Source organism: Janthinobacterium sp. LM6 (assembly GCF_002002885.1).
Lineage (GTDB): Bacteria > Pseudomonadota > Gammaproteobacteria > Burkholderiales > Burkholderiaceae_D > Janthinobacterium > Janthinobacterium kumbetense.
In genome coordinates this window covers 1,741,782-1,757,293 of sequence record NZ_CP019510.1, presented here as the reverse complement: position 1 = coordinate 1,757,293, position 15,512 = coordinate 1,741,782, and the positions used below count along the sequence as shown (strand labels likewise).

Sequence of the window (15,512 nt, the reverse complement as noted above, 5' to 3'; positions counted from 1 at the left end):
CGGAGCCGCCATGCAAGAGCACACCTTCCCCACGTACTTCCTGTCGCACGGCGGCGGCCCGTGGCCGTTCATGAAAGACCAGTTCGGCGGCCGCTACGACGTGCTGGAAGCATCGCTGCAGGATATTCCGCGCCAGGTCGGCGCGCGTCCCAAGGCCGTGCTGGTCGTCACGGCGCACTGGGAAGGGCCGCAATTCCTCGTCTCGGCCAGCCCCCGGCCGGGCATGATCTACGACTATTCGGGCTTTCCGCCGCATACGTATCAGATCCAGTACCCGGCGCCGGGCGCGCCGGAACTGGCGGAGCAAATCAAACAGCTGCTCGACGCGGCCGGCCATCCGGCGCGCCTGGACCACGAGCGGGGTTTCGACCACGGCACCTTCAGCGCCCTGTTCCCCATCTACCCGCAGGCGGACATGCCGCTGGTGCAGCTGTCGCTGAAACACGGCTACGACCCGCTTACGCACGTCGAGGTGGGCCGGGCGCTGGCCAGCCTGCGCCGGCAAGGCGTGCTGATACTCGGCAGCGGCCTCAGTTATCACAACCTGCGCCAGTTCGGCCAGGCGGGCGCCGTCGCCTCGCACCAGTTCGACGCCTGGCTGCGCCAGACGATGGCCCTGCCGCCGCAACAGCGTCTGGAACAATTGCTGGCCTGGGACCAGGCGCCGGGCGCGCGCCAGGCCCATCCGCAGGAAGACCATCTGCTGCCGCTGATGGTGGCGCTCGGTGCAGCCGAGCAGGAAGCGGCGCACGTGGCGTACCACGAGGAGGATTTCTTTGGCGCGCTGGCGGTGACCAGTTTCAGGTTCGGGGACGGCACAGCCGCATAAAAAAAGCGCCACGACAGCAATGTCGAGGCGCTTTTTGTAAGAGCTGGGGTCAGACGGAGACGCCGGAAGCCGGGGTCAGACGGGGACGCCGAGTCCCTCAACACCGCAAACGGCTGGTTCAGCGTCACCGTCACCGGGGGTCTGACCCCAGAATTTGCTTTGGGGTAAATTGGCGGCCGTGAATTACGTGCCGCGCTTGCCGCGCGCCGCATTCCTGGCCTTCTCGGCCGCGATTTCCGCCGCCTTGGCCGCTTTTTCCGCCATCTCGGCCGCGTGCTGGGCCAGCAGGGCCGCGCGCGTGTCCGGCGTTTCCAGCGAAATGCGTCCGAGGATGCCGCTGCGGTAGTCGAGCAGCAGGGTGTGCGAGGCTTTCTCGAAATCGTAGTCGCCGCCCTTGATGCGGAAGCCGCGCTTGGCGGCGATGCCTTCGACCACGCCGATGGCGTCGACTTCCTCGACCTTGGTGCCGTAGCGGGCCGCCAGCAAGTCCGGATAGCGCTTGAGCAATTCCTCGGCCAGGAACACGGCCACTTCCTCTTCGATCAGCGCGTTCGAGCCGATGGCGTGGCTGGCCGCCAGCATCAGGCCGTCGCTGGGGATGGCGATCTTCGGCCACAGCATGCCGGGCGTGTCGACGAGGATGGTGTTCTTGTCCAGGTACAACTTTTGCTGCATCTTGGTCACGGCCGGCTCGTCGCCCACCTTGGCCACGCGCTTTTTCAGCAGCGCGTTCATCAGGGTCGACTTGCCCACGTTGGGGATGCCCATGATCATGATGCGCAGCGGCTTCGTCGGCACGCCGCGATGCGGCGCCAGCGATTTCGCCAGTTCCGGGATGCGCGCCACGTCGCCCGGCTTCTTGGTCGTCATCGCATACGCGGTCACGCCTTCCTGGGCATTGAAATAGGCCACCCAGGCGGCGGTGGCGGCAGGATCGGCCAGGTCGGTCTTGTTGAGGATTTTCAGGCAAGGGCGCTGGCGGAACAGGCGCAGCTCGTCCACCATGGGATTGCAGCTGGCTGCCGGCAGGCGCGCGTCCACCACTTCAATCACCAGATCGGTGTTTTCCATGGTCTCGGCCGCTTTCTTGCGGGCCGCGTTCATGTGTCCTGGGTACCATTGTATCGCCATGCTCTTGCTTTCAAAATCGTTCGGTCAATCCGCTATTTTACGTGGTTGCCGCCACGACGTCCCATTTTCCGCCGCCAACGCCAGCCGTGCGACACGAACGAGACAATTGGTGATAATTTGGCAGTTACATGAATGATAAGATTCGCAGTCCGTCCAGCCTGGACGGTTTCCCATCGCAAGCTTAACCTGGCACGCAATCCATGCACTTTCCCCGCTTTTGCCTCCTCGCCTCCCTTTATGCCAGCCTGCTGCCCGCCATGGCCCAGGAACAAGCGGCAACGCCGGGCGACGCGGCAAGCCAGGAAATGCAGCAGATTGTCGACGTGCAAAGCACGCGCGATCCCGACCTGCGCCCCTACCGCACCATGCTCAAGGGACTCGATGCGTATGCCGACCACCAGCGCCTGGCGCCGGGCGCCCCGCTGCGCTTCATGCTGATTCCCGCCACGCCGCAGGCCAGGCTCGACGGCGTGACACTGCACCTGTCGGCCGACAACCTGTCGATCCCCGTGCCGCTGGCGGCGGACGGCGGCTTCACCTTGTCGCGCGACAAGACCGCCTACGATGCGAATGCCGACCTGGTCAGCAACAAGAAGCGCGACACCTTGCGCTGGCGCGCCGACATCCACACGCCGGGCCTGCCCCAGAACGTGCGCCGCCTGGGCGACTTGCGCCTGGAATGCGAAATCCGCTGGGCCGTCGAGCAGGATGAGTTGTCCTTTGTCCGGCGCAACCTGTTCCGCCTGGCAGGCGGGCCATGCCACTCGTCGCTGATCCACGTGCCGTTTCCCGTGCTGCACAAGCTGCTTGCCGTGCAGGCGCGCTCGGGCGAGCGCACGCTGGACATCCGCGTCACGCAAGACCGGCAGCGCTTCGTGCCGCCGCTGCATGACCTGAACTGGGACGACAATACCCTGCTGACCCTGACCTACGCCGACGACGGGAAAATGGCGGGAGCCGCCCCGGCAGCGCCCTCGCAGGCAGCGCAGCGCCAGTAAGGAGCCGCCCGCGCAGCAGGTCAAATATTTCCACATGGATTCTTATATTTACTGAAAGAAATAAAGAAGTATGTTCTAATATCGCCTCTTAAATGAAAAGCAATTATTTTCCAGACTGGCTAGCGCCGGGTGCAGGGAGATAGGCGATAGGGATAGCTCGATATGGTGATGGAACACACTGGCACGGCGCCAGCGGCACACGTGGAATGCGAACGTGGCAGCGCGCGCCCGGCCAAGGCGGCGGCCAAGCGCGTGCCGCGCAATGGCAGCCTGTTGCAGTGGAAGAAGGAATGCCGGCAATTGCAGGGGCAAGTGGCGCAGCTGGAAGAGCGCCTGAAGCGCCAGAGCGCCGACAGCTATGGCTTGCAAGTGCTGTATGACCAATTGGTCAATGAAATCAAGCACCACCGCGACATGTTGCAGCTCGACAGTTTTGACGCGGATAAATCATCGCTCGTCTACACGCAAGCCTGGCGCCGCTTCATGGCCGGCGACGCGCTCGACTACCAGACGCACCGCCACACGAATTCCCGCAGCCGCCCCAGCCTGCTGTAGTTCAAGCCCCCCCTTACAGCTCCGCCAGCGCCTTGACGTGCGCGGCCACGCTGCGGCCCAGCGACGACAGGTTGTAGCCCCCTTCTAGGCAGCTGACGATGCGGCCCTTGCCATACTGATTGGCCACGGCCATCATTTGCTGCGTCATCCACGTATAGTCTGCCTCCACCAGGCCCATGCCGCCCACGTCGTCTTCGCGGTGGGCGTCGAAACCGGCGGAAATGAAAATCATCTGCGGCTGCTGCCGGTGCAGCGCGGGCAGCCAGTGGTCGAGCACCAGCTGGCGCACGGCGTCGCCTTTCGAGCGGGCCGGCACGGGCACGTTGACGCGCGTGTCCGTGTACGATTCCACGTCGCTGTACGGATAGAACGGGTGCTGGAAAAAGCTGACCATCAGGATGCGCGGATCGTTTGCCACGGATTCGGCCGTGCCATTGCCATGATGCACGTCAAAGTCGACGATGGCGACGCGTTCGAGCCCGCGCACGTCGAGCGCATGCTTGGCGGCGATGGCGATATTGTTGAACAGGCAAAAACCCATGGGCTCGCTGGGCCGCGCATGGTGGCCGGGCGGACGGATCGCGCAAAAGGCGTTGCTGATTTCGCCGTCGATGACGGCGTCCGTGGCGGCCACGGCCGAGCCAGCGGCGGCCAGCGCCGCATCGTAGCTGTGCGCGTTGAGCAGGGTGTCGCCGTCGAGCGGGTAATAGTCGCCCGCCGGCGGCACGTTGTCGCGCACCAGGCCGATGGCCGTGGCGCTATGGTTGCGCTCGATATCGGACAATTGCGCGCGCACGCCGTCGCGGTGCTCAACCAGGTCGCTGATGTGCGCCAGGATCAATTGATCGTTGATGGCCTGCAAGCGGGCCGGCGATTCGGGATGCCAGTCGCCCATTTCGTGGCGCTGGCAATCGGGATGGGTATAAATGGCTGTGCTCATGCGCTGTACTGGTTACCTCTGTCTCTGCTCTCTATCCATACCGGGAACGCATGCCGGAATCACTGCAGAGCATTCCTGCCTGCCTGGCGCGTTCTCGCATAAAATCACTGGCTGGTCTGTGCCGCCCTTGCCGCCTTTGCTGTCACTCTAATCTACCACGAGCGCGCAGGTGACGGGCGGCGCCGTTTGACCTGGCCAAAGCGATTGTAAATTAAATAATCCGTCTTACTGTGATAGAAATAGCATGTTTTCGAAAATACACCAGGCAGCACAGCAGATCGGCGAAGTTCTCGTCGGCAAACACTTGCAGATCCGCCAGACCCTCGCCTGCGTGCTGGCGGGCGGCCACCTGCTGATCGAGGACGTGCCCGGCGTGGGCAAGACGACCCTGGCGCATGCGCTGGCCATCTCGCTGGGCCTGCAATGGAAGCGCCAGCAATTTACCAGCGACCTGCTGCCCGCCGACGTGGCCGGCATGAGCGTGTATGACCGGGGCAGTGGCAGTTTCATCTTTCATCCAGGCCCCCTGTTTACCCAGGTGCTGCTGGCCGACGAGATCAACCGCGCCACGCCGAAGACGCAATCGGGCTTGCTGGAAGCGATGGAAGAGCGGCAAGTGACGCTCGATGGCGTCACGCGCGCGCTGCCGCAACCGTTTTTCGTCATCGCCACGCAAAACTGCGCGCACCAGCTGGGCACCTTCCCCCTGCCCGAATCGCAGCTGGACCGTTTTCTCATGTGCGTCACCCTGGGCTACCCCGATGCGGCCGCCGAACGGGAACTGCTGCTGGGCGCCGACCGCCGCGCCATGCTGCAAACCTTGCCGGCCGTCATGAACGCAGAAGAATTGCTGCAGGCGCAAGCGGGCCTGCGCGCCATCCACGCATCACCTGCCGTCGTCGACTACGTGCTGTCCCTCGTGCATGCCACCCGCGTGCCGGGCATGTTTGCCGATGGCCTGAGCCCGCGCGCCGCGCTGGCCTTGCTGCAGGCGGCGCGCGCCTGGGCCGCCCTGGCCGGACGCGACCACGTCACGCCCGACGATGTGCAAGCCGTACTCATTCCCGTCTGCGCCCACCGCCTGCACGCCGCGCAAGGGGCCACGGACAGCCGCGTGCTGCTGCAGCAATTGCTGCTGGCGACACCCGTCTGACAGCCGTGCGCCTGCGCACCATCCGCTGGCTGCCGGCGCGCCCCTGGCTGGGCGCGCAGCGCGTGCACATCCGTCCCTCGCGCGCGGGCCTGGCGTTTGCCGCGCTGCTGCTGGCGCTGTGGATCGCCGCCGTCAATTACCGCCTGGGCCTGGGCTACGCGCTCACGTACTTCGCGGCCGCCTGCGCCATCGCCGACATGCTGTTTGCCAGCCGTAACCTGGCGGGTCTGGCGCTGGCCGCCACGCCGGGCAATCCCGTGTTCGCGGGCAGCCAGGCCACGTTCACCTTGCGCCTGATCAACCGCAGCGCCCGCCCGCGCCATGCGATCCACCTGACCATGCGCGATTCGGCGGCGGCGCCCGGCCCGGTCGACATCGCCGCCCATGGCGAAACGACCGCCAGCATCGTCGTTGCGGCGCGGCAACGTGGATGGGTAATTGCCCCGTCGGTGCGCCTGTCCGGCAGTTTCCCGCTGGGCCTGTTTATCGCCTGGTGCCATTGGCAGCCCGAGGCGCGCGTGCTCGCGTATCCGCAACCCGAGCACAACGCGCCGCCGCTGCCCTTGCCGGCCGGCACGGTACAGCAGACACGGCAGAAAGCACCGCCACACACGTCCGATGGCGCCCTGGAACTGGCAGTGGAACTGGCGGGCGTGCGCGCCTACCAACCGGGCGATCCGTTGCGGCGCCTGGCCTGGCGCCAGATCGCCCGCCATGACGGCGAGCATTTATTCAGCAAGCAATTCCAGCCAGCCGCCGACGCGCAGGCGGGCGCAGCCCATGGCAGCATCATGCTCGAGCACGCCGCCCTGCACGCGCTGGCGCCGGAAGCGCGATTGTCGCGCCTGGCCGCCTGGGTGCTGCAGGCGGAACGCACGGGCCTGCCATACGGCTTGCGCCTGGGCACGCTGACCGTGGCGCCGGCCCTGGGCGCCAGCCAGCGCGACGCCTGCCTGCGCGCGCTGACCCTGCACGATTTGCCACACGACGAGGCCATGCCATGAGGCAATGGCTAGCCAACTTGCCGCGCGACAAGGCCGACATCCTGCTGCTGTTGCTGGCCGCCGCCATGGTGCTGGCGCCGCACGCGCTGCACCTGCCCCCATGGCTGTCGGCCGCCGCCGCCGCACCCCTGCTGTGGCGCGCCTTCATCACCGTGCGGGGCCGGCGCCAGCCGCAGCTGGCCGTGCTCGCGCCGCTGGCCTTGCTCGGCATCGCCGCCGTCTACGCCAGCTACGGCACCGTGCTGGGACGCGATGCGGGCGTGGCCATACTGGCCCTGCTGCTGGCCTTGAAATCGCTGGAAATGCATGGCCGGCGCGACATCTTTGTCTTCGTCTTCCTCAGTTTTTTCCTCCTGTTGGCGAACTTCTTTCATGCGCAAGGCATCGTCAGCGCCGCCTGGATGCTGGCCACCGTCATCGTCCTGCTGGCCGGCCTGCTGTCGTCCCAGTATGGCGCCGTGCAACCGCGCCTGGCGCACAGACTCGGCTTGCTGGGGCGCATGCTGGCGCTGGCCATTCCCCTGTCGGCCGTGATGTTTCTTGCCGTGCCACGCGTCGAAGGCCCCCTGTGGGGCGCGGCTCCTGAAGGCACGCAGGCGCGCATGGGCTTATCCGACAGCATGCAGCCGGGCGCCATCGCCTCGCTGGCCCTGTCAAGCGAACCCGTCTTCACAGCCCGTTTCAACACGCCGCTCCCGCCGCAAGACCAGCTGTATTGGCGCGGCGTGGTGCTGGTCGACTTCGACGGCGCCACCTGGACGCGCCGGGGCGCGAAGGGGCGCGCGCCTGCCGGCGACAACCGCATCGACATCGCGCTGGAAGGCCGGCCCAGCCAATATGAAGTGACCTTGCAGGCGAGCGGCCAGCGGCGCATCTTCGCGCTCGATGTGCCGCGCAGCATCGAGCACTTGCCCGGCAATCCGTATGTCGTCTCGTCCGCGCTGGAAGTGCTGACCATACAGCCTATTACTTCGACCGTGCGTTACCACGTCAGTTCCCAACCCCGCTACCGCCTGCAGGCAGGCTTGTCTTTTGCCCAGCAGCAACCCTGGCTGGCCTTGCCGGCAGGCAGCAATCCGCGCAGCGTGGCCTGGGCACGCGCCCTGCGCGGCAGCGGCGCGCAGATGCTGGCCCCTGCCGACGCCATCGCCGCCGTGCTTGAACACTTCCGCCGCGCGCCCTTCCGCTACACCCTGCAGCCGCCGCTGCTGGGCCAGCATGGCGTCGACGACTTCCTGTTTACTACGCAGGCGGGCTTTTGCGAACATTACGCGGGCAGCTTCGTCGTGCTGATGCGCGCAATGGGCATACCCGCGCGCGTCGTCACCGGTTATCAGGGCGGCGCACGCAACAGTGATGGAGCCAGCCTGAGCGTGCGCCAGTCCGACGCCCACGCCTGGAGCGAAGTGTGGCTGGCGGGCCGGGGCTGGGTGCGCGTCGATCCCACCAGCGCCATCGCGCCCCTGCGCACGGAGCGCAACCTCGATGCCGCCCTGCCGCCGGTCCCGTCGCCGCTGACGGCATGGCGCGCCCTGGCCGGCCTCGATGGCGGTGCGCACGGAGCGCTTGCCGCCTGGCGCCAGCAATGGCAGCAGGCCGAGCAAGCCTGGAGCAGCTGGGTGCTCGACACCACGCCGCAACGCCGGCGCGCCATGCTCGATGGCTTGAAAAACTTGCCAGCGAAAAAACTGGCAGCCGCTTGCGCCGTGCTGGCCCTGCTGTCCGCCTTGGCAGGCGCACTGGTCTGGTGGCGGCAGGCACGGCAAGGCGATCCGCTCGACGCCCTGTACGCACAGTTTTGTCGCCAGCAGGCGCGGCGCGGCTACAGCCGTGCGCCGCACGAAGGCCCGCACGGTTATGCTGCGCGGTTGGCCGCAGGCAAGGCCACACAAGAGGCGCACGCCGCCATCGCACAGTTTCTGGCAATCTATGCCGCGATGAAGTATGGTAATGCCAACCCAGACGAACAACTCCGCGCGCGGCGCAGCTTGCGCCGCCTGTTAACCCAATGCCGATGAGACGCTCCTTGTTACCGATCAAAACCTCCGCCCTGTCCCTGCTCCTCTCCCTTCCTTTGTGCCTGTCCACCGCGCACGCTGGCGAAAACAGCAATATTTCCGCTGCCGACCGCGCCCGCGCCGTGCGCGCGGCCAAGGCCCAGCCCGTCAAGAAGGTGGCCGGCAAGCCGGCGGCGAAGAAAACGCCGGCGAAATTCGACTTCGAAGGCGAATTTGTCGACTATGCCAACTGGAAAGAAGTACGCGCCTTCCTCGACGACATGGCCGCCAAGCATGGCTTTAACCGCGCCGAACTCGATACCCTGATCGGCAAGGTGCGCTATGTCGAGTCGACCGTGCAACTAATGAAGCCGGCCCCGCCGGGCAAGCCGAAGAACTGGCAAGCGTACAGCGCCCGTTTCATCGAACCGGTGCGCATCAATGCGGGCGTGAAATTCTGGGAAGAGAACGCGGACGCGCTGGCGCGCGCCGAACGCGAGTATGGCGTGCCGGCCGAAATCATCGTCGGCATCATCGGCGTGGAAACTGTGTACGGACGCAACACGGGCCGCTTCCGCGTGCTCGACGCGCTGACCACCCTGGCGTTCTCCTATCCGGAAAGCCCGACGCGCGCCGCGCGCATGGAGTTTTTCAAAGGGGAACTGGAAAACGCGCTGCTGTATGCGCGCAAGGATGGCATCGATCCCTTGACCCTGCTCGGCTCGTATGCGGGCGCCATCGGCTTGCCCCAGTTCATGCCTAGCAGCATCATGAAATATGCGGTGGACTTCGATGGCGATAGTCACATCGACCTGCGCAATTCCACGGCCGATGCCATCGGCAGCGTCGCGCATTTCCTCGTCGAGCACGGCTGGCGGCGCGACGATCCGGCCATCAGCACCTATCCCGTCACCGTCTCGGCCAGCCGCGCCTGGGAAAAGTTCATCGGCCAGGGCTTGCAGGCCAAGTACCGGCTGGCGGAATTGCAGGAGGCCGGCGTGAGTACCGTCGTGGCCACGCCGCAGAACATGTTGTTCGGCCTGATCGATCTGCAAAATGGTTCAGAAGCAACTGAGTATCACTTGGCAACCAATAACTTCTTTGCTATAACTCAGTACAACAGAAGTTATTTTTATGCCATGTCAGTGATTGACTTGGGCAAGGCCATCAGTCAAGTGCGCGCACGCTAACTGAAAGTCGGTGTAAAGTTATAATATTACTTGTAAGAAAGCGTAAGGGATGTTGAAGCGACCAGAAAACAAGTCTATGGTAGGGCCGATAACATGTGCCAGCCTTGCTCGCCAGCCTTTGTGCGGCACGGAATACGGAAATGGTTTTATACTTAACTTTTGTCAAAGTACAATTTTTGTTCTATCATAGAGCATAATAAAGAATAAATAGGTGTTGCAACAAGACAACACCTATTTTGTACAAAGCAAGATTGCTAGGCTTTCCGGCCTGAAATTGAATCCTGTTGTACAATTGTGTATATATTACGAAAAACTGTATCCCGGATCGTACCGTGTGTGAATTCGTTCCTTTTAGTAAAGAATGAACATGAACGCAGCAAGAGCGAGCTCCGAGTGTTTTTTACTTTGCAGTGCAACTACAGAAGGAACAATAACATCATGACAAACCAAGTCGGCATTGATATGAACAGCGATTCGGACTCCGACGATCTGCTTCAATACAACCCAAACAGATTGCTCGATACCCTGATCGAAAACCTGCGCCTGAAAAACGACGCAGCCCTGTCCCGCGCGCTGGAAGTAGCGCCACCGGTCATCAGCAAAATCCGCCACCACCGCCTGCCGGTCGGCGCATCGCTGTTGATCCGCATGCACGAAGTCAGCGACCTGAGCATCCGCGACCTGCGTTACCTGATGGGTGACCGCCGTAACAAATTCCGCATCAGCGACAAGCAATTCAAGCCAAAAGAAGGCGAAACGCCACAAGGCTGATCCTGCCAGTTTCGCAGGTTTTCCCTCCCCGCCATGGGGAGGGGGTATTTCCGGTAGTTCTCAGGCCGTTCTGGCCGATATATTTCCCGTTTTACATTATTCCCCAAGCTGTATCGACGCCCGACAAAACCGTAGCGAGCGGCAGTGATTTGTGGCTATGAAGCGCAACCGTGCTAGAGCACGGGGGCGCCGAGCCGGTGAGCATCGCAGGCCGCAAAGCACGCCGCGCGAGGTTTGCTTGGGCATCCTCTATCAAGCAGGAAAGACGCCGGTCGACAGGTAGCGGTCGCCACGGTCGCAGACGACGAACACGATGGTCGCGTTTTCCACCGTTTGCGAGATGCGCAGCGCGATTTCGCACGCGCCGGCGGCCGAGATGCCGCAGAACAAGCCCTCTTCCGCCGCCAGGCTGCGCGCCATGCGTTCGGCCACGCCCTGGCTCACGTATTCCACCTGGTCCACGCGCGACTTGTCGTAGATTTTCGGCAAATAGGCTTCCGGCCATTTGCGGATGCCGGGAATCTGCGAACCGTCCTCGGGCTGGGCGCCGATGATCTGGATGGCGGGATTCTGTTCTTTCAAATAGCGCGACACGCCCATGATGGTGCCCGTCGTGCCCATGGCGCTGACGAAATGCGTGACCTGGCCATTGGTATCGCGCCAGATTTCCGGTCCAGTGCTTTCATAGTGGGCGCGCGAATTGTCTTCGTTGGCGAACTGGTCGAGGATCACGCCGCGGCCATCCTTCTGCATCTGCTCGGCCAGGTCGCGCGCATATTCCATGCCGCCCGTCTTCGGCGTCAATAAGATGTCGGCGCCATAGGCGGCCATGCTCTGGCGGCGCTCCACGCTGAGATTGTCCGGCATCAAGAGCAGCATCTTGTAGCCGCGCAAGGCGGCGGCCATGGCCAGGGCGATGCCCGTATTGCCGCTGGTCGCCTCGATCAAGGTATCGCCCGGCTTGATGACGCCGCGCTCTTCAGCGCGCTTGAGCATGGACATGGCCGCGCGGTCCTTCACGGAGCCGGCCGGATTATTGCCCTCCAGCTTGCCCAGGATGACGTTGTTGCGCGCAAGCGCATCAGCACCCGGCAAGCGCGTCAGCTGCACCAGCGGGGTATTGCCTATCGTATCTTCAAGTGTCTTGTAAGCCATCGTGTCTGTTTGAGTAGATTCAACAAAGACCCATTCTAATATGAGATGCCGGGCGGCGTATCGCTCATCGGCGCCGGCATCCGGGCCTGCGTGCGCGTCCGGCTGCGCCGCCGCATACCGCATGGCGCCTGCCGCGCTGCCGTTTCCGGGCGTACACAAGGGGGATTGCAGCAGGCGCGCGCCGCATGCGCTAGACTCGCCACTGTTAGTTATTTTTGTTATTTGCTTATTCAGCCTCCGAACGGACTCGCCATGGCCAGCAGCACACCCGAATTCATTCCCGAAACGACACAGGACGATCCCGTCCAGTTTGCCACGCTCGACTTGCAGGGCCGCAGCCACCAGATCTCGCCCGTCTTCACTGCGCTCGAACTGCAGCGCTTGCAGCGCTATGGCACGCTGCGGCGCTTTGCCGATGGCGAGACGCTGTTCGAGGCGGGCAGCAGCAGCTTCGGCATGCTGGTGATACTGTCCGGGCGGGTCAGCATCAAGCGTCACGAAGTGCTGGGGCAAGCGTCGCAGCTGCGCGAAGTGGGCGTCGGCCACTTCATTGCCGAGGTGGCGCAATTGTCCGGCCGCCCTACCCTCGTCAACGGCAGCGCCGTGGGCGCCGTGGAATTGCTCGACATCAGCTCGGAATCCTTGCGCGCGCTGATCGTGGCCGAGGCCGAGATGGGCGAACGCATCGTGCGCGCCCTGATCCTGCGCCGCGTGGCGCTGATCGAATCGAATTCGGGCGGCCCCGTGCTGGTGGGGCCGCGCGGCAATGGCAATCTGTTCCACCTGCAAAGTTTTCTGTCTAGCAATGGCCATCCGCACACGGTGCTCGATCCGGCCACCGATGCGGCCGCCGCCGCGCTGGCCCAGCGCTACCAGCCCACGCCGCAGGATTGGCCGCTGGTGGTCTGTCCGGACGGCAAAATCATGAAAAATCCCGGCAATGCGGAACTGGGACGCTGCCTGGGCATGCTGCCCGATTTGTCCGGCGACAAGATTTTCGACGTGCTGGTGGTGGGCGCCGGTCCCGCCGGCCTGGCCACGGCCGTGTATGCGGCCTCAGAAGGCTTGTCGGTTCTGGCGCTGGAACAGCGCGCGTATGGCGGCCAGGCGGGCGCCAGCGCGCGCATCGAAAATTATTTGGGCTTTCCCACCGGCATCTCCGGCCGGGCGCTGGCGGGACGTGCCTATGTGCAGGCGCAAAAGTTCGGCGTCGAAATCGCCACCCCGGCCAGCGCCGCCAACCTGCTGTGCGACACCTGGCCGCTGCGCGTCAACTTGTGCGACGGCACGCAGGTGCGCGCCCGCACGGTGGTGCTGTCGTGCGGCGCGCGCTACCGCCGCCCCTCGCTGGCCAACCTGAAAACGTATGAGGGACGGGGCGTGTATTACTGGGCCTCGCCCATCGAAGCCAAGCTGTGCCGGCAGGAAGAGATCATTTTAGTCGGCGGCGGCAATTCGGCCGGCCAGGCGGCCGTGTTTCTCTCCGTCCACGCCGCCAAGGTCCACATGGTGATCCGCGGCGAGGGGCTGGCGGCCAGCATGTCGAGCTATTTGATCGAGCGCATCGCCGCTACGCCAAACATCACCTTGCACACGCATACGGAAATTGTCGCCCTCGAAGGCGACGACGATGGCTTGACGGAGGTGCGCTGGCGCAACAACCGCACGGGCGAGGAGGCCGCTTGCGCCGTGCGCCGCGTGTTCCTCTTCGTCGGCGCCGATCCCAACACGGACTGGCTGCACGACTGCGCCGTCGCCGTCGATGAACAGGGCTTCATCCGCACGGGCTTCGACGTCACGCGCGCCGAATGCCGCGCGCATGGCCACACAGCGCATTTAGCCTACCCGCCATCGGACTTGCCCGAACGGGCCGCGCTGGAAACGAGCGTGCCGGGCGTGTTCGCCATCGGCGACGTGCGGGCCGGCTCGACCAAGCGCGTGGCCGCCGCCGTCGGCGAAGGCGCGGCGGTCGTTTCCCAGATTCACGGCTTCCTGGCGCGGCTGCCGGCGGGCTCCGCCTGAAAATTGTGCATTGTAGAAACTGCTACAATCGGCTGTTGCCATCCAGCTGAAAGAGTCCGCATGCCCCACACCACCAGGCTTTTCTCGCGCCGCAGCATGCCCGTGGTCCGCTGACGGTGCGCCGCATGCTCGTCAAACTATTGCTGCTGGGCACGCTGTTTGCCGTGCTCAGCATCGCCGCCCTGTACAGCTACGGGCGCTTCGCCGAGCGGTCGCTGGGTGCGCCAGGGATGGCCTTGCCCGTGGCGGCGGACGCCACCCTGCTCGACCGCGTGCTGGCGCCGCAGCTGGCGCAACGCCCGGGCCACAGCGGCACGGCGCTGATCGACGACAACCTGGAAGCGTTCGCCCTGCGCGCCCTGAGCGCGCGCGAAGCGGGCCGCAGCATCGACCTGCAGTACTACATCTGGCATAACGACGTCACGGGACGCCTGCTCGTGCGCGAACTGCTGCGCGCGGCCGACCGTGGCGTGCGCGTGCGCGTGTTGCTCGACGATATCAACGCGCGGGGCCAGGATGCCGCCATCCTCGCGCTCGACAGCCACCCGTTGATCGACGTGCGCATCTTCAATCCGGGCCGCAATCGCGACGGCATCTGGTTGCGCGCCATGGAAATGGCCTTGCGCGCCGTCAGCCTGAACCGGCGCATGCACAACAAGGCCTGGATCGTCGACGGCAGGGTCGCCCTCGTCGGCGGACGCAATATCGGCGATGAATACTTCGATGCCGCCGAGCAAGTCAATTTCCAGGATGCCGACCTGCTGCTGGCGGGTCCCGCCGTGCAGCAGACGAGCGATATCTTCGACCGCTTCTGGAACAGCCGCGCCGTCATCCCCATCCGCGCCCTGCACGCCGACAAAAACGCGGGCGCGCCGGAACTGCAGGCTGTGCGCGCCCGCCTCGACGCGCTGGCCGGAGAACTGGGTGCCTCGCCTTACTTGCGGCAGCTGACCGATGCGGGCCAGTTGCAAGCCCACCTCGATGGCCGCCTGCGCCTGCACTGGAGCGCGCACGTGCAAGTGCTGTCGGACCCGCCGGAAAAAGCCGCGCCCGTGGCCAGTTTGCAGCGCAGCGAGCACTGGCTCATGCACAGCTTGCTGCCGCTGCTGACGGACGCGCGCGAGGAAGCGCTGCTGACTTCGCCCTACTTCGTGCCCGGCACGGCGCTGAGCACGCTGCTGGGCGACAAGGTCGCGGCCGGCGTCAAGGTGCAGGTGCTGACCAACTCGCTGGCCGCCACCGACGTGGCCCTCGTGCATGCAGGCTATGCGCGCTACCGCGAGGCGCTGCTGGGCGGCGGCGTCGACCTGTTTGAATTGAAGACCCAGCACCGCAAGCGCATCAGCCTGATGGGGTCGAGCCGCGCCAGCCTGCATACCAAGGCCGTCGTGGTCGATGGCCAGCGGGGCTTCGTCGGCTCCTTCAACCTCGATCCCCGCTCGGCCCAGCTGAACACGGAAATGGGCGTGCTGTTCGACGATGCCGCGCTGGCGGCCGATATGCGCGCGCTGTTCCTGCACTCGACGGCCAGCGACACCAGCTACCGCGTGTTCCTCGCCAACGGCGCCCTGCGCTGGTCCGACGCCACCGAGGAGCCCGCCAAGGTGTGGACGCAGGACCCGGAAACGGGCTTCTGGCGCCGCATGCTGGTGTGCGTGATGCGCTGGCTGCCGATCGAGTCGCAGCTGTAGGCGCATAAAAAAACCCCGCGCGGCCGGTACCGCGCGGGGTTTTCTTCTCGTGCTGCGCGGCACCACCACGCAACAC

The 15,512-nt window shown here is 64.7% G+C and carries 13 protein-coding genes; 10 read left to right on the top strand and 3 right to left on the bottom strand.

The features are described 5' to 3' along the window. Positions 1-10: 10 nt before the first annotated feature. Positions 11-829 carry a class III extradiol ring-cleavage dioxygenase gene (locus BZG29_RS07770; RefSeq protein ID WP_077400802.1) on the top strand — a complete coding sequence of 273 codons (819 nt, stop codon included), beginning with the start codon at positions 11-13 and terminating at the stop codon, positions 827-829. A 183-nt stretch (positions 830-1,012) separates the two neighbouring features. Here the strand turns inward: BZG29_RS07770 and ylqF are convergent, their stop codons facing one another. Beyond that, the gene (ylqF, locus tag BZG29_RS07765) at positions 1,013-1,933 is read right to left on the bottom strand and encodes a ribosome biogenesis GTPase YlqF (RefSeq protein WP_253192817.1); all 921 of its coding nucleotides are present in this window, start codon (positions 1,931-1,933) and stop codon (positions 1,013-1,015) included. A 227-nt stretch (positions 1,934-2,160) separates the two neighbouring features. Here ylqF and BZG29_RS07760 point away from each other — a divergent pair, with 227 nt between their 5' ends. Both BZG29_RS07760 and BZG29_RS07755 read left to right on the top strand, forming a co-directional pair. Continuing rightward, on the top strand, positions 2,161-2,958 hold the full coding sequence (locus tag BZG29_RS07760; RefSeq protein WP_077400796.1) for a hypothetical protein: 798 nt from the start codon (positions 2,161-2,163) through the stop codon (positions 2,956-2,958). 168 nt (positions 2,959-3,126) lie between these two features. Then, the gene (locus tag BZG29_RS07755; protein ID WP_150130830.1) at positions 3,127-3,513 is read left to right on the top strand and encodes a hypothetical protein; all 387 of its coding nucleotides are present in this window, start codon (positions 3,127-3,129) and stop codon (positions 3,511-3,513) included. Between the two features lie 13 nt (positions 3,514-3,526). Here BZG29_RS07755 and BZG29_RS07750 read toward each other — a convergent pair whose 3' ends face one another. Further along, a complete protein-coding gene (locus BZG29_RS07750) occupies positions 3,527-4,453 on the bottom strand; it encodes a histone deacetylase family protein (RefSeq protein WP_077400790.1) in 927 nt (308 codons plus the stop codon). Positions 4,454-4,697: 244 nt separating this feature from the next. Between BZG29_RS07750 and BZG29_RS07745 the strand changes: the two genes are divergently transcribed. From BZG29_RS07745 to BZG29_RS07725, 5 genes are all read left to right on the top strand, one after another. Then, positions 4,698-5,606: a MoxR family ATPase gene (locus tag BZG29_RS07745; protein WP_077400787.1), complete on the top strand. Its 909-nt coding sequence runs from the start codon at positions 4,698-4,700 to the stop codon at positions 5,604-5,606. A 5-nt stretch (positions 5,607-5,611) separates the two neighbouring features. Continuing rightward, a complete protein-coding gene (locus tag BZG29_RS07740) occupies positions 5,612-6,610 on the top strand; it encodes a DUF58 domain-containing protein (RefSeq protein WP_150130829.1) in 999 nt (332 codons plus the stop codon). After that, complete coding sequence (locus tag BZG29_RS07735) at positions 6,607-8,628, top strand: DUF3488 and transglutaminase-like domain-containing protein (protein WP_077400784.1); 2,022 nt, start codon at positions 6,607-6,609, stop codon at positions 8,626-8,628. Before BZG29_RS07740 ends, BZG29_RS07735 begins: the two co-directional genes overlap by 4 nt. An 8-nt stretch (positions 8,629-8,636) precedes the next feature. Then, positions 8,637-9,797 (top strand): lytic murein transglycosylase B, encoded by a 1,161-nt coding sequence (gene mltB / locus BZG29_RS07730; RefSeq protein WP_253192816.1) that lies wholly within the window; start codon positions 8,637-8,639, stop codon positions 9,795-9,797. Between the two features lie 438 nt (positions 9,798-10,235). Beyond that, the gene (locus BZG29_RS07725; RefSeq protein WP_034751784.1) at positions 10,236-10,568 is read left to right on the top strand and encodes a hypothetical protein; all 333 of its coding nucleotides are present in this window, start codon (positions 10,236-10,238) and stop codon (positions 10,566-10,568) included. A gap of 252 nt (positions 10,569-10,820) precedes the next feature. Here the strand turns inward: BZG29_RS07725 and cysM are convergent, their stop codons facing one another. Continuing rightward, positions 10,821-11,723 carry a cysteine synthase CysM gene (gene cysM / locus BZG29_RS07720; RefSeq protein WP_070289566.1) on the bottom strand — a complete coding sequence of 301 codons (903 nt, stop codon included), beginning with the start codon at positions 11,721-11,723 and terminating at the stop codon, positions 10,821-10,823. A gap of 252 nt (positions 11,724-11,975) precedes the next feature. Here cysM and BZG29_RS07715 point away from each other — a divergent pair, with 252 nt between their 5' ends. Next, positions 11,976-13,745 carry an FAD-dependent oxidoreductase gene (locus tag BZG29_RS07715; protein ID WP_077400778.1) on the top strand — a complete coding sequence of 590 codons (1,770 nt, stop codon included), beginning with the start codon at positions 11,976-11,978 and terminating at the stop codon, positions 13,743-13,745. 125 nt (positions 13,746-13,870) lie between these two features. Then, the gene (locus BZG29_RS07710; protein ID WP_077400775.1) at positions 13,871-15,436 is read left to right on the top strand and encodes a phospholipase D family protein; all 1,566 of its coding nucleotides are present in this window, start codon (positions 13,871-13,873) and stop codon (positions 15,434-15,436) included. Positions 15,437-15,512: the final 76 nt, after the last annotated feature.

Bases quoted from the DNA above. Each gene is read 5' to 3' on its own strand.
- BZG29_RS07770 (WP_077400802.1), top strand. From the start codon at position 11: ATGCAAGAGCACACCTTCCCCACGTACTTCCTGTCGCACGGCGGCGGC.
- ylqF (WP_253192817.1), bottom strand. From the start codon at position 1,933: ATGAACGCGGCCCGCAAGAAAGCGGCCGAGACCATGGAAAACACCGAT.
- BZG29_RS07760 (WP_077400796.1), top strand. From the start codon at position 2,161: ATGCACTTTCCCCGCTTTTGCCTCCTCGCCTCCCTTTATGCCAGCCTG.
- BZG29_RS07755 (WP_150130830.1), top strand. From the start codon at position 3,127: ATGGAACACACTGGCACGGCGCCAGCGGCACACGTGGAATGCGAACGT.
- BZG29_RS07750 (WP_077400790.1), bottom strand. From the start codon at position 4,453: ATGAGCACAGCCATTTATACCCATCCCGATTGCCAGCGCCACGAAATG.
- BZG29_RS07745 (WP_077400787.1), top strand. From the start codon at position 4,698: ATGTTTTCGAAAATACACCAGGCAGCACAGCAGATCGGCGAAGTTCTC.
- BZG29_RS07735 (WP_077400784.1), top strand. From the start codon at position 6,607: ATGAGGCAATGGCTAGCCAACTTGCCGCGCGACAAGGCCGACATCCTG.
- BZG29_RS07725 (WP_034751784.1), top strand. From the start codon at position 10,236: ATGACAAACCAAGTCGGCATTGATATGAACAGCGATTCGGACTCCGAC.
- cysM (WP_070289566.1), bottom strand. From the start codon at position 11,723: ATGGCTTACAAGACACTTGAAGATACGATAGGCAATACCCCGCTGGTG.
- BZG29_RS07715 (WP_077400778.1), top strand. From the start codon at position 11,976: ATGGCCAGCAGCACACCCGAATTCATTCCCGAAACGACACAGGACGAT.
- BZG29_RS07710 (WP_077400775.1), top strand. From the start codon at position 13,871: ATGCTCGTCAAACTATTGCTGCTGGGCACGCTGTTTGCCGTGCTCAGC.